The sequence below is a fragment of the Streptomyces jeddahensis genome (assembly GCF_001642995.1).
Lineage (GTDB): Bacteria > Actinomycetota > Actinomycetes > Streptomycetales > Streptomycetaceae > Streptomyces > Streptomyces jeddahensis.
This window is the reverse complement of record NZ_LOHS01000027.1, coordinates 17737-31107: the sequence shown is the minus strand read 5'-3', so window position 1 is coordinate 31107 and position 13371 is coordinate 17737. Positions and strand designations below refer to the sequence as shown.

Genomic DNA, 13371 nt, shown 5'->3' with positions numbered 1-13371 from the left:
TCCGTGTCACCGGTTGCGTCAGGAATCGAACCGCGCCGCCTTGACGTACTGCGGGCGCGGGTCGAGCGCCGCGGCGAGCCGGAAGTGCCGCAGCGCCTGGTCGGACTTGCCCGAACGCTCATAGGTGCGGGCGAGCGCGAAGTGGGCGAACGCGTTGTCGGGCTCGCGCTCCAGGACGATCGTGAACTCGAGTTCGGCGGGGCGCAGTTGTGCCGCGGCGAAGAACGCACGGGCACGCAGCAGCCGCGCCGCGGTGTTCTCCGGGTGGGCGGCGATGACCCGGTCGAGAAGCTTCACCGCACCGCGCGGGTCACGGGCGGCCAGCAGCTGCTCGGCCGCACGGAAGTCGATGACATCGGTTTCGGGCGTACGTCCGGCGTGTTCGGGCACGACTGAGTCCTTCCCTGACTGCACCTGTTCAACGCCCGCCACAACCCTTGCTATTCCGGGACCGCCAACGGCGTACCAGGCCCGAAGCGCGTACCCCGGGAGCGCGTACCGGCTGGGAACGTGTACCGGCCGGAACGCGTACCGGCCGCGGCCGTGTACCGCCCGGGACCGCGTGCCGACCGGGACCGGCGCCTTCAGCGCTGATCCGCGCCCGACGCCCCCGCCCTCTCCGCCAGCTCCCGCCACACGGCCCGGACCTGTTGCCGCAGCTCAGCGAGCGGCACGTCGTTGTCGATCACGATGTCCGCGATCTGCAGCCGCTTCTCTCTGGTCGCCTGCGCGGCCATGCGCGCCCGCGCGTCCTCCTCCGTCATGCCGCGCAGACGAACGAGCCTGTCCAGCTGGGTCCCGGGGCTCGCGTCGACGACGACCACCACGTCGTACAGGGGGGCCAGGGTGTTCTCGGCGAGCAGCGGCACATCGTGGACGACGACGGCGTCGTCGGGGGCAGCGGCCTCCAGCTCGGCCGAGCGGGCGCGCACCAGCGGGTGCACGATCGAGTTCAGCACGGCGAGCCGGTCGGGGTCGGCGAAGACGACCGCACCCAGCTTGGGACGGTCGAGGGAGCCGTCCGCGCGCAGGACCTCCTCGCCGAAGGCCTCAACGATCGCGGCGAGCCCCGGAGTTCCGGGCTCGACCACCTCACGTGCGATCTTGTCCGCGTCGATCAGCACCGCACCGCACTCGACGAGCAGCCGCGACACCTCGCTCTTGCCGGCACCGATGCCCCCGGTCAGGCCCACTCTCAGCATGTCCGGAAGCTTAGGCCCTCACCTCACGCACTGCTCCGGCGCGCTAGCGCTCCGCTCGAAGTGCCGCGATGTGCCGTCGGTTCGCTGCAGCGCCGTCGTGGCTTGTCGCGCAGTTCCCCGCGCCCCTTCGGGGCGCTGTCGAACCGCAGCGGACTTCGGCCGACCTGCTTAGACGTCGCCCTCTCGCTCCGCCAGGAACTTTTCGAACTCGCGGCCGATCTCGTCGGCGGACGGGATGTCGGCTGGCTCCGCCAGCATGTTGCCGCGGGTCTCGGCGCCCGCCGCGGCGTCGTACTGGTGCTCAAGGCCCTGGACCAGTGCGACGAGCTCCTCGTCGCCTTCCCTGATCTGCCGGTCGATCTCGGTCTGCGTGCGCTGCGCGTCGGTGCGCAGGGAGTGCGCGACGCCGGGCAGTACGAGGCCGGTCGCGGCCGTGATCGCCTCCAGGACGGTCAGCGCGGCGTCGGGATACGGGGAGCGAGCCACGTAGTGCGGAACGTGTGCCGCGACGCCGAGCACATCGTGTCCGGCCTCGGAGAGCCGGTACTCGACCAGCGACTCGGCGCTTCCGGGCACCTGTGCCTCTTCGAAGGGGCTGCGGTGGCCTGGGACGAGGTCGGTGCGGTTGCCGTGCGGGGTGAGCCCGACGGGACGCGTGTGCGGGACCCCCATGGGAATGCCGTGGAAGTTCACGGACAGCCGCACGCCGAGCCGTTCGACGATCTGCCGGACGGCGGCCGCGAAGCGCTCCCACTCGACGTCGGGTTCGGGGCCCGACAGCAGCAGGAAGGGCGCCCCGGTGGCGTCCTGGACGAGCCGCACCTCCAGCGTGGGCACCTCGTAGCCGGTCCAGCGGTCGCGCTTGAACGTCAACAGCGGCCTGCGGGCGCGGTAGTCGACGAGGCGGTCGTGGTCGAAGCGCGCCACGACCTGCTGCGGCAAGGAGTCGAGGAGGCGCTCGACGATCTGCTCGCCGGTGTCACCCGCGTCGATGTAACCGTCGAAGTGGTAGAGCATGACCAGTCCCGCCGACTCCTGTGCGAGCGCCATGTCGACGGCGGCGAGCCCCTTCGGCTCCCATGCGTACAAACCCTGCGGATCAAGCACTGTGACCGCTCCTCCTCGTGTTCGTACAGCAGAACGCGCGACGGGGCGCGGGCATTCCCGCCCGCGCCCCTGCACCTCTGCTCTCAGCAGTGCGTTGCCTGCCTCACGATGCCAGTACGCGCGCGTGGAGCGCGGTAACAGCCTTGCGTGCCGACATGAAGGCGCCGTGCTGCCACGCGTCGGTGTAGCTCAGCCAGTCGCCCGCGAAGTACACGCGCCCGGTGGGCTCGTTCAGGGGCTTGTACCGCGGGTGGTCGGGACCGTCCGGCGTGTCATGCCAGGCCGCCTCGAGATACGGGGTCTGCCGCCAGTGGTGTGAGAAGGAGGAGGCGAGCTCGGTGCGGTACTTCTCGCCGTAGATCTTCACTCCCGCGGCGACGGCGCGCTTCTCACGCTCCTTCGGGGTGAGCGCGGCGTACGAGTCCGCGTCCTCGTCGTAGTTGTAGTAACCGATCATCAGGCCGCGCTCGCCGTGGTAGCCGTACGAGGGGTGCCAGATGTGGCTGACGTCGAGGTCGGTCTCGGTGATGCCGCCGTAGATGTGGTGGTCGAGCTCCCACCAGCGGGACTTGTACTCCAGCCCGATCTTGCCGGCTGACTGCGGCGTGATGGCCTCGAGGGCGCTCTGCACACCGGATCCGAGGTTGTGCGGGACCTTGGCGAGGATGTTGGGGGGCGTTGCGGCGATGCAGTAGTCGGCGTCGACGGTGTGGGTGCGGCCGCCCTGTGTGTAGGTGACGGTGACGCCGTCTCCCCTGTCGGTGATCTTCGTGACGGCGGCACCGGTACGGACACGGTGCTCGCCGATCGCCTTCGTCAGGGCCTTCGGTATCCGGTCCATGCCGCCGACCGGCTGGAACATCAGCATCGCCTGGTCGAACTCGAACTCGAAGGAGAAGTAGCGTCCGACGCCGGTCGCGAAGACCTCCGACGCGGACGGGACGTCGCCGAGGAGCACGCCCGGGGTGCCCGCCGCGGCCGGGACGGTGGTGTATCCGCGGCGCGGACCGCCCTCGTAGTCCAGTTTGTCGCCGAGCTCGCCGAAGTCCTTCAGGAACTCGATCAGCCGCTCCTGGTCGGCGGTCGTCAACTGCGCGTCCAGAGCGCCCTTGTCGGTCGCCTTGGCCAGGAACTCGGAGACGTAGCCGTACACATCGGCCTTGGCCGTGCGGTAGCGCATCGGCTTGGTCATGCCGGCGGACTCGTTGAAGATGTAGGCGTCGGCGTTCGTGTTCGTGAACACCTCGACGGGTACGCCGAGTTCACGGCAGTAGTCGAGCGTGACCATCCACTGCGGCAGACGGGCGGGCCCCGCGTTCATGTACTCGCCGTCGCTGAAACGCGCAGTCTGCTTATTGCCGTTGAGATCGGTCGTGGAATCGCCGCCGCGCACCGTGAAGTTGCGGCCACCGGTACGGTCCCTGGCTTCCAGGACCGTACAGTCGTAGCCCGCCTTGCCGAGTTCGTACGCCGCGGCGAGCCCGGCGATGCCGCCTCCCACGATGACCACCTTGGCCGCGCCGCGGCCGCTGAGCGTGAAGTCCCCGGACTGCGGGGCGCGGAAGGGCTGCTCCCGCTGCGCCGCCTGCGCGGTGGGGGCGAGGCCCAGGGCACCCATCGTGGCGAACATCGCGCCCGCACCACCCGTGAGACCCACGTTGCGGAGAAACGCTCGTCGGCTCGTGCCCGTACCGGCCTGAGGCTGTGCCATGTGTTCCGGCTCCCCTAATCGATCATGATTGATGAAGGGATCCTGACAAGAACCTGTTACGACCAACCGGGATTCGTGTATCTACCACATTTCTCACGCGGGGTGACCGCGATGCCGCTGCGCCGCTGGACCGCCGTACCGCCGTACCGCTGTGGGCAGGCGTTCCGCAGTACGGAACGGGTGGGCACAGCACCACGACGCCGGGCAACCGGAAAAGGTCGGGCCACCGGGACCACCCGGAAACGCACGGAACCCGCACCCCAGAAGGGGTGCGGGTTCCGTGTTACCGGCTAAGCCCTAGCGGCTGGGGGTCCCCCCGGCCGAAGGTTGGGGGAGTTCAGCTCTGACCACCGGCGAGCTTCTCCCGAAGCGCAGCCAGCGCCTCATCCGAAGCAAGCGCCCCGGAGTTGTCCGCCGACTCCGAGGAGTACGACCCACCGGACGCGGCCGGAGCCGCACCCGCCGCCTCGCCACCCTCGGCCGCAGCCTGGGCGTCGGCCTCGCGGGACTTGACGACCTGCGCCTGGTGCTGCTCGAAGCGGGCCTGCGCCTCGGCGTACTGGCGCTCCCACTCCTCGCGCTGCTTCTCGTAGCCCGGCAGCCAGTCGTTGGTCTCCGGGTCGAAGCCCTCGGGGTAGATGTAGTTGCCCTGGTCGTCGTAGGACGCGGCCATGCCGTACAGGGTCGGGTCGAACTCGACGGCCATCGGGTCGGCGCCGAAGGACTCGTTGGCCTGCTTCAGCGACAGCGAGATCCGGCGACGCTCGAGGTCGATGTCGATGACCTTGACGAAGATCTCGTCGTTGACCTGGACGACCTGCTCCGGGATCTCCACGTGGCGCTCGGCCAGCTCGGAGATGTGGACCAGGCCCTCGATGCCCTCGTCGACGCGGACGAACGCACCGAACGGAACGAGCTTGGTGACCTTACCCGGGACGACCTGACCGATCTGGTGGGTCCGGGCGAACTGCTGCCACGGGTCCTCCTGGGTCGCCTTCAGCGACAGGGAGACGCGCTCGCGGTCCATGTCGACGTCGAGGACCTCGACGGTGACTTCCTGGCCGACCTCGACGACCTCGGACGGGTGGTCGATGTGCTTCCAGGACAGCTCGGAGACGTGGACCAGACCGTCGACGCCACCCAGGTCCACGAAGGCACCGAAGTTGACGATCGAGGAGACCACACCGGACCGCACCTGACCCTTCTGGAGGGTGGTGAGGAAGGTCTGGCGGACCTCGGACTGGGTCTGCTCCAGCCAGGCACGGCGGGACAGGACCACGTTGTTGCGGTTCTTGTCCAGCTCGATGATCTTCGCCTCGAGCTCCTTGCCCACGTAGGGCTGGAGGTCGCGGACGCGGCGCATCTCGACGAGAGAGGCCGGGAGGAAGCCGCGGAGGCCGATGTCGAGGATGAGACCACCCTTGACGACCTCGATGACGGTACCGGTGACGATGCCGTCCTCTTCCTTGATCTTCTCGATGGTGCCCCAGGCACGCTCGTACTGGGCGCGCTTCTTCGAGAGGATCAGGCGGCCTTCCTTGTCCTCCTTCTGGAGGACCAGGGCCTCGATCTCGTCACCGACGGCGACGACCTCGTTCGGGTCGACGTCGTGCTTGATCGAGAGCTCGCGGCTCGGGATGACACCTTCGGTCTTGTAACCGATGTCGAGCAGGACCTCGTCCCGGTCGACCTTCACGATGACGCCGTCGACGATGTCGCCGTCGTTGAAGTACTTGATCGTCTCGTCGATCGCGGCGAGGAAGGCTTCCTCGTTACCGATGTCGTTGACCGCAACCTGCGGGGTGGTGGCGGTGGTCTCGGTGCTGCTCGTCATGTGGGAAAGGGCTCCGGTACGGACATTGAGTCGTAGGTACTGCTTACGCCGGGAGCCCGTTTCGCTCTGCAGAAGCCGGACAGCTTAGGAGGCACGTTTTCCGGTTTTCCATTGAAGAAACGGAAAGCGCCTCGACAACCGAGGGGACATACAACAGATGCGAGCGCAGCCTGCTATGTCTGAGGTGCGCAGGCCCGCAGCGCAACTTGTAGCATACGGGGGCAGCCGGGCAGGGTCAATGCGCGAACGCGCACACCCGGGGCGGATCGCCGCATTCCCGGCACAAGACCTGTTGTCTGAGGCCACAGGAGCCACACCACACGCGGTCGCGACACGCACGCAGCGTCACGGCCGACACGGCAGCGAGCCACCGCGGTACGGCGCCGTCGAGACCCGTCACGACAGATCAGCAGCAGGTGACCGAAGAGTACGACGAGGGAGCCGATCATCCAAGAGCCGGAGCTGCCCGAACCGGAAGCCACCCGACGTGGGGCGGATGTCGCGGAGAGCAGTCGCGCCAGTCGCGGCTGGTGGGACCGGAACGCGGACGAGTACCAGCGCGATCACGGCGCCTTTCTCGGCGACGACCGTTTCGTCTGGGGCCCGGAAGGGCTCGACGAGGCGCAGGCGGCGCTGCTCGGCCCCGCGGCCGAGCTGAAGGGCAAGGACGTCCTCGAGATCGGTGCGGGCGCGGCGCAGTGCTCGCGGTGGCTGGCGGCGCAGGGTGCCCGGCCCGTCGCGCTCGACCTCTCGCACCGGCAGCTGCAGCACGCGCTGCGGATCGGCGCCGAGGGGTTCGGGCTCGTGCAGGCCGATGCGGGGGCGCTGCCGTTCGCTGACGGCTCCTTCGACCTGGCCTGCTCGGCGTACGGGGCGTTGCCGTTCGTCGCTGACCCGGTGCAGGTCCTTCGGGAGGTGCGCCGGGTGCTGCGTCCAGGCGGCCGGTTCGTCTTCTCGGTCACGCATCCCATCCGGTGGGCGTTCCCGGACGAGCCGGGCCCGGAGGGTCTTTCGGTGGCTGCCTCGTACTTCGATCGCACGCCGTACGTGGAGCAGGACGAGCAGGGGCGTGCCGTGTACGTCGAGCACCACAGGACGCTGGGCGACCGGGTCCGTGACGTGGTCGCGGCGGGTCTCCGGCTGGTCGACCTGGTCGAGCCGGAATGGCCGGCCTGGAACAGCCAGGAGTGGGGCGGCTGGTCCCCTCTGCGCGGGAATCTGATCCCGGGGACGGCGATCTTCGTCTGCGTACGGGATCAGTGAGCTGACCTGCGGGATCAGCGAGGTGACGTACGGGACCAGTCAGGTGACCTACGGGACCGGTGAGGTGACGTACGGGACCGGTGAGGTGATGTGCGTGCGGGGCTGGAGACTGGGGGCGTGATCCGTACCGACGCCCTCGCGCAGCTGCCCGTCCGTACCGCCGTGCCCGCCCTGCGGGAGGCGCTGGAAGAACACGGCACCGCGGTGCTGTGCGCGCCGCCTGGGACGGGCAAGACGACGCTCGTGCCGCTGGCGCTGGCCGGTCTGCTGGGCGACGCTCCGGCGGACGCGAGGGGGCCTTTGCGGCGTGTCGTCGTGGCCGAGCCGAGGCGCATCGCCGCGCGTGCCGCCGCCCGGCGGATGGCATGGCTGCTGGGCGAGCAGGCCGGGCAGCGCGTGGGTTACACGGTGCGTGGTGAGCGCGTGGTCGGGCGGCACGCGCGCGTGGAGGTCGTCACGACCGGTGTCCTGCTGCAGCGGCTGCAGCGGGATCCGGAGCTGGCCGGTGTCGACGCCGTGGTCATCGACGAGTGCCATGAACGGCATCTGGACGCGGACACGGTGGCCGCCTTTCTGCTGGACGTACGTGCGGCGCTGCGGCCGGAGCTGCGGTTGCTGGCGGCCTCGGCGACGACGGACGCGGAGGGTTGGGCGCGGCTGCTGGGCGGTGCGCCGGTGGTCGAGGCCGAGGGCGTCTCGTATCCGGTGGAGGTGGTGTGGGCGCCGCCCGCGCAGCCGGTGCGGCCGCCGCACGGGATGCGCGTGGATCCGGTGCTGCTGACGCATGTGGCGTCGGTGGTACGGCGGGCCCTGGCGGAGCGGGACGGGGACGTCCTCTGCTTCCTGCCGGGCGTCGGGGAGATCGCCCGGGTGGCCGGCCGGCTGGGGGACCTGGGCGGGGTCGAGGTGCTTCAGGTGCACGGCCGGGCGCCGGCGGCGGTGCAGGACGCGGTGCTGGCGGGCTCGCCGGACGGTACGCGCAGGGTGGTGCTGGCGACGTCGGTCGCGGAGTCGAGCCTGACCGTGCCGGGGGTGCGGGTGGTCGTCGACTCCGGGCTCGCGCGGGAGCCGCGGGTGGACCACGCCCGCGGGCTGAGCGCCCTGACCACCGTGTGGGCCTCGCAGGCGGCGGGCCGGCAGCGGGCGGGGCGGGCCGGGCGTGAGGCGCCGGGTGCCGTGTACCGGTGCTGGTCGGAGGCGGAGGACGGGCGGTTGCCACGGTTTCCCGCGCCGGAGATCAGGGTGGCGGATCTGGCCTCGTTCGCTCTGCAGGCGGCGTGCTGGGGCGACCCGGACGCGTCCGGTCTGGCGCTGCTCGATCCGCCGCCGGGCGGGGCGATGGGCGCGGCGCGTGAGGTCCTGCACGCCATCGGTGCCGTCGACTCGGCCGGCCGGGCCACCGAGCGGGGCACCCGCATGGCACGGCTCGGGCTCCATCCGCGGCTGGCGCGCGCCCTGCTCGACGGGGCAGGCGAAGTGGGCGCGCGGCGGGCGGCGGAGGTGGTCGCCTTGCTGAGCGAGGAGCCGCCGCGTGAGTACGGCGACGACCTGGCCGCGGCCTGGCGGGCCGCGCGCCGCGGCCGTGACGCCTACGGGGCGCGCTGGCGTGCGGAGGCACGGCGTCTGGCGTCCGCCGTCGGGGCTTCGGGCGGGGGCGAGGCGGACACCGGGATGGTCGGACCCGCCGGGGCGGCGGGACCCGGCCCGGCCGCCGACGACGCGGCTCACGACGACGCGACTCACGCCGTGCCCGCGAACAGCGGCGGCACGGACGGCGGACACGGGGATGGCGGGACCCCGGACCGCGACCGCCCTTACGGCGGTGCCGCGCGCCCCGGTGCCGCACCCGGCCGGGGCGAGACAGCCACCCGAGCCGCCGCGGGCGCGAAGCCCGACTCCGGCAACTCCGGCACCGAGGCCGCCGAGCCGGCAGGCGGCGCTGTGCCTGAGGGCGCCATGCCGGCAGGCGCCGTGCCTGAGACCGCCGCGCCCGCAGCCGCCGTGCCGTCGGACGGCGGGGACACGGCAGACGGGCACACGGGCGGCGGTCTGGGGCGTGGTGGTGCCGGGCGCGGAAGCGGCGCGCGCAACGGGGTTGGGCAGCCCGCCCCGGCTGCGGACGGCGGTGCAGCCTGTGGCGGGTACACCGACGACCTTGCTGCCGGGCTCATCGCCGCTCTGGCGTTTCCCGAGCGGGTGGCGCGGGTGCGGGGCGAAGGGGCGTACCGCATGGTGTCGGGGACCGGCGCCGAGCTCGGCGAGGGTTCCGCGTTGCGCGGGACACCGTGGATCGCGGTGGCCGTGGCCGACCGGCCCGTTGGCGCCGGGCACGCGCGCGTGCAGCTCGGCGCCGTGATTGACGAGTCGACCGCGCGCCGCGCGGCCGCGTCCTTGTACGACGAGGCGGAGGAGGTCGGCTGGGCGGACGGCGACGTCGTCGCCCGGCGTGTCGAGCGGCTGGGTGCCGTGGAGCTGGCGGTCAGCCCCCTCAAGGATGCCGACTCGGCCCTCGTACGCGAGGCGCTGCTGGACGGGCTGCGGCGCGAGGGGCTGAGGCTGCTGCGCTGGACGCGGGACGCGGAAGCGCTGCGGCAGCGGCTGGCCTTTCTGTACCGGCACAGGGGGGCGCCCTGGCCCGACGTGTCGGACGACGCCCTCCACGCGCGCGTGGGCGAGTGGCTGGAGCCCGAGTTGAGCCGTGCCCGCAGGCGAGCCGATCTGGAGCGCATCGACGCCGGGCAGGCGCTCACGCGGCTGCTGCCGTGGGCGTCCGGTGAGGCGGCCCGGCTGGACGAGCTGGCGCCGGAACGCGTCGAGGTGCCGAGCGGGTCCCGCATCCGGGTCGACTACGGCGACCCCGACCAGCCCGTGCTCGCCGTGAAGCTGCAGGAGATGTTCGGCCTGGCCGAGACTCCGCGCGTGGCCGGAGTGCCGCTGCTCGTCCATCTGCTCTCGCCCGCAGGCCGCCCGGCGGCCGTCACCGCCGACCTGGCCTCCTTCTGGCGCGACGGCTATCGGTCCGTGCGCGCCGAACTCCGCGGCCGGTACCCCAAACATCCGTGGCCGGAGGACCCGGCCACCGCCGAGCCCACCCGCCACACGAACGCCCGGCTCAGGCGCTGACCGATCGGCCACCGGCTGCTCAGACGTTGACCGGTTCCGGTTCCGGTGCCGGGTCGCGCTGCCCCGCCGGCGCCGGGTCCCCCGGCCTGCGGCCGCGCGCCTCAAGTACGAGCGACAGCGTGAGCAGCGCGGCGCCGAGGCCGAGGAAGCCCCACGGCAGATACGAGGTCAGCAGCATCACCAGGGTGCGCTGGGACGAGACCAGGTCGACCGTCGACCTGATGTAGTCCTCGCGCATCTTGACGTGTCCGGCGAAGGCCGTGACCCTGTCGCGGCCCCCGAGCAGCGTGCCGCCGCGCAGCTCCTCCTTGTGGATCTCCTCGCCGTAGACGGGAGCGCCGGTGACGGGTTCGACCCAGAACTTCCGCACGGTCGAGTACCAGCGCGTGGTGCCCGTCTCGGCGACCGACTCGGGGGTGATGCCCTCGACGGGCATCGTCTTCGGCATGCTGACCTTGGTCCAGGGAATCGTCTGCTCGAAGTAGTAGACCTCGACGCCGCGGAAGTTCTGCGTCCCCTTGTAGTGGATGGGCGCGGTGATGCGGGCCTGGGCGTCGAAGTACTCGTAGTCCCGCTTCTCGGTCAGGAAAGGCCACTTGAACTCGATGCCCGCGCGTTTGACCCGGTCCCCGTCGACCATCTCCCCCGCCGCGTGGACGGGCTCCTGGGTGTGCGCGTCGAAGATGTACCGCTCAGGAATCTTGGAGACCATCTTGCCGTCCGGTCCCTGGACGTAGGAGAGCCCGTCCCAGACCACGACGTCGCGGCCGACACGTTTCTCGATCTTCTCGGACTCCTCCACATTGCCCTTGAGGGTCTGCACGATGGTGACCTTGTCGACTTTCTTGGCCCGCATGGTGCCGTAGTCGAGGAGGGTCGCGGGCTTCGCCTCCAGCACCATGGTCTGGTAGTGACTGGCCGGGATCTTCGCCAGCCGCGGAAAGGCGTACCAGCGCACGAGCGGGGACAGCGCCGTGCAGAACACGGCGAGGGCGAGCAGGACCAGGCTGGCCTTGCGGCGCATCTCGACGGCCCTCCTACGGGGTCAGGGGTGTGCGGGGACGGTGGTGAGCAGCGGCTTCGGTGAGGTCTTGCCGGGCGGTGAACCGACGGCGGTGAGCGCAAGCACCAGGGCGAGGGCGAGGGCGAGACCGGTGGCGGCGGCGATGAGGGCACGCATGGGGCCTCCCGGCGGGCTCGTAGACGGTAACTGATGGAGCGTCAGGGCTGGGGCACCGTAGCAACGGCCGCGCGAGATGAGAACACGTTGCACATGCAGAACGGCGGCGCCCCTCTGCCGGCGGTGGCAGAGGGGCGCCGCTGTGTGCGAGGGCCGTGCTTACGCTTACGAGGCGGTGGCCGCCTCCACTGTCAGTTCGACGGTGAGCGTCGCGCCGCCCGTGGTGTTGATGCGGAGCAGGAACGTGCCGGTGGTGTCGTCCGCGTACAGCTGCGGCAGCTTCAGCAGACCGTTCGCGTCCGTCTCGAGGCCCGTGAGGGTGCGGACGGGGTTGCCGTCGGCGTCCTTGAAGTAGGGGCCCTTGTCGTTCTGCGTGGGGTCGTCCGCCGACTTGACGAGGGTCGCGGTGGCCGCGACACCGTCCGCGACGGCGCCCTTGTAGGTGGCCTTGACCTCGACGGCCTCGGCGAACTGGCCGCCCGGCGTGCAGGTCAGCGTGGTGTCGCTGGTGCGTACGAGGGTGTCGGCCTGGCGTTCGGTGACCGTCGCCGTGTAGTCGAGGCCGGAGAGCGTGCGGCCCACGACGGCGGCGCGGACGGTGAAGTCACCCGTCTTCTCCCCAGCCTGGAGCGTGGGAGCCGTGGCCGTGCCGGTGGCGGACGTGGTGACCGTGGCGACGGTCTCGCCGCCGGTGAAGGTCGCGTCCGTGTCGCCGACGATCGTGAACCGCACCCTGACCTTGGGCACGCCCACGCCCGAGGCGGACTCGGCCCGTACGGACACCCGCTCGCCGAACGCGTCACCAGCCATCGCGGTCAGCTCTCCGGTGCCGGCGTCCTCCAGGCGCGCCACGGTTTCGGTGGCGGTGGGCGGCGTGGGGCTGGGCGAGGGCGAGCCGGGTTCGGCCGGGGCGGGGCTCGTCGTACCGCCGCCCGGCTTGGTGCCGCCCGGCTTGGGCGTATTGGGCGTGGTCGTAACGGGCGGGGTCGGTGAAGGGCTGGGGCTCGGACCGTCGCTGTCGTCGCTGCGGTCGGTCGGCAGGGCGCCCCTGCCGTCCGGAACCTCGTGGGTGCCCTTGCGGTAGTACTCGAGCCACTTCAGGACCGTGTTCAGGTAGTCCTGCGAGTGGTTGTAGCTGAGGATGGCCGCGTGCAGCTGCGAGGTGACCGACAGGTCGCGGTCGCCCGCGCACAGGTAGCGGCCGGCGGCGAGCGCCGCGTCGTAGATGTTGTTGGGGTCCTTCTTGCCGTCGGCGTTGCCGTCCGATCCCCAGCTCTCCCAGGTCGAGGGGATGAACTGCATGGGGCCGACGGCGCGGTCGTGCACCGTGTCGCCGTCGTACGCGCCGCCGTCGGTGTCGGTGATCTTCGCGAAGCCGTTGCCGTTGAGGGGAGGTCCGAGGATGGGCGACAGCGTGGTGCCGTTCGCGTCCACGCGTCCGCCGCGGGCCTGGCCCGACTCGACCCAGCCGATGGCCGCGAGCAGTTCCCAGGGGAGGTTGCAGCCGGGCTTGGACTCGGCGAGGGCGGCCTCGGCCTTCTTGTAGGCGTCGAGGACGGTGGCGGGTATGCCGGCTTCCGTGTCACCGGTGTTGCCGTCGCTGTCGTCGGAGCTCGGCGTCTCGGTGGGACTGTTGAGGGGCGGCAGATCGGTGTAGTACGAGTCGTCGGTCGCGCCCGGATCGGTGTCGGTATCGGCCGCGGGAGTGTCCGTGCGGTGCCGGCCGGTGTCGGAGTCGGTCAGGCCGGGAGCCTGGGACGCGGACAATGCCGCGACCGCGGCCGCCGCCAGGGCGGCGGATGCCATGCCCTTGCGCAGCCTCCTGCCGAAGAGCGCCGCCATTCCGAGAACCCCTCCCATTGCCGATCGTGCGGGACCGTCCGCGCTCCCCAGCGCGTCGACCCACGTGACACTACGACAACTTGGGGCCCCAGGACACCTGTTCGTGCCC

General features: G+C 71.1%; 10 protein-coding genes. 2 read left to right on the top strand and 8 right to left on the bottom strand.

Features of this window, described 5'->3' with window-relative positions; genetic code table 11:
* Positions 1 to 18: 18 nt before the first annotated feature.
* The 5 genes from STSP_RS02615 to rpsA all read right to left on the bottom strand — a co-directional run bounded on the left by STSP_RS02615 (position 19) and on the right by rpsA (position 5854).
* Positions 19 to 390: a tetratricopeptide repeat protein gene (locus STSP_RS02615; RefSeq protein ID WP_067271409.1), complete on the bottom strand. Its 372-nt coding sequence runs from the start codon at positions 388 to 390 to the stop codon at positions 19 to 21.
* A gap of 194 nt (positions 391 to 584) precedes the next feature.
* Entirely contained in the window at positions 585 to 1202 is a 618-nt protein-coding gene (gene coaE / locus STSP_RS02610; protein ID WP_067271407.1) for a dephospho-CoA kinase, read from the bottom strand.
* A 168-nt stretch (positions 1203 to 1370) separates the two neighbouring features.
* A complete protein-coding gene (locus tag STSP_RS02605; protein WP_067271404.1) occupies positions 1371 to 2309 on the bottom strand; it encodes a PAC2 family protein in 939 nt (312 codons plus the stop codon).
* A gap of 103 nt (positions 2310 to 2412) precedes the next feature.
* The gene (locus tag STSP_RS02600; RefSeq protein ID WP_078066835.1) at positions 2413 to 3939 is read right to left on the bottom strand and encodes a flavin monoamine oxidase family protein; all 1527 of its coding nucleotides are present in this window, start codon (positions 3937 to 3939) and stop codon (positions 2413 to 2415) included.
* Between the two features lie 418 nt (positions 3940 to 4357).
* The gene (gene rpsA, locus STSP_RS02595; protein ID WP_067271400.1) at positions 4358 to 5854 is read right to left on the bottom strand and encodes a 30S ribosomal protein S1; all 1497 of its coding nucleotides are present in this window, start codon (positions 5852 to 5854) and stop codon (positions 4358 to 4360) included.
* Positions 5855 to 6298: 444 nt separating this feature from the next.
* Here rpsA and STSP_RS02590 point away from each other — a divergent pair, with 444 nt between their 5' ends.
* Both STSP_RS02590 and STSP_RS02585 read left to right on the top strand, forming a co-directional pair.
* The gene (locus tag STSP_RS02590; RefSeq protein ID WP_067271398.1) at positions 6299 to 7117 is read left to right on the top strand and encodes a class I SAM-dependent methyltransferase; all 819 of its coding nucleotides are present in this window, start codon (positions 6299 to 6301) and stop codon (positions 7115 to 7117) included.
* Positions 7118 to 7234: 117 nt separating this feature from the next.
* Positions 7235 to 10240, top strand: coding sequence for an ATP-dependent RNA helicase (locus STSP_RS02585; protein ID WP_067271396.1), 3006 nt, complete (start codon positions 7235 to 7237; stop codon positions 10238 to 10240).
* Between the two features lie 19 nt (positions 10241 to 10259).
* On the opposite strand, the gene STSP_RS02580 is transcribed toward STSP_RS02585, so the two are convergent.
* The 3 genes from STSP_RS02580 to STSP_RS02575 all read right to left on the bottom strand — a co-directional run bounded on the left by STSP_RS02580 (position 10260) and on the right by STSP_RS02575 (position 13262).
* Entirely contained in the window at positions 10260 to 11264 is a 1005-nt protein-coding gene (locus tag STSP_RS02580; protein ID WP_067271394.1) for a DUF3068 domain-containing protein, read from the bottom strand.
* Between the two features lie 21 nt (positions 11265 to 11285).
* Complete coding sequence (locus STSP_RS38140; protein WP_107441172.1) at positions 11286 to 11420, bottom strand: SPW_0924 family protein; 135 nt, start codon at positions 11418 to 11420, stop codon at positions 11286 to 11288.
* Between the two features lie 165 nt (positions 11421 to 11585).
* The gene (locus tag STSP_RS02575; protein ID WP_067271391.1) at positions 11586 to 13262 is read right to left on the bottom strand and encodes a lytic transglycosylase domain-containing protein; all 1677 of its coding nucleotides are present in this window, start codon (positions 13260 to 13262) and stop codon (positions 11586 to 11588) included.
* Positions 13263 to 13371 lie beyond the last annotated feature (109 nt).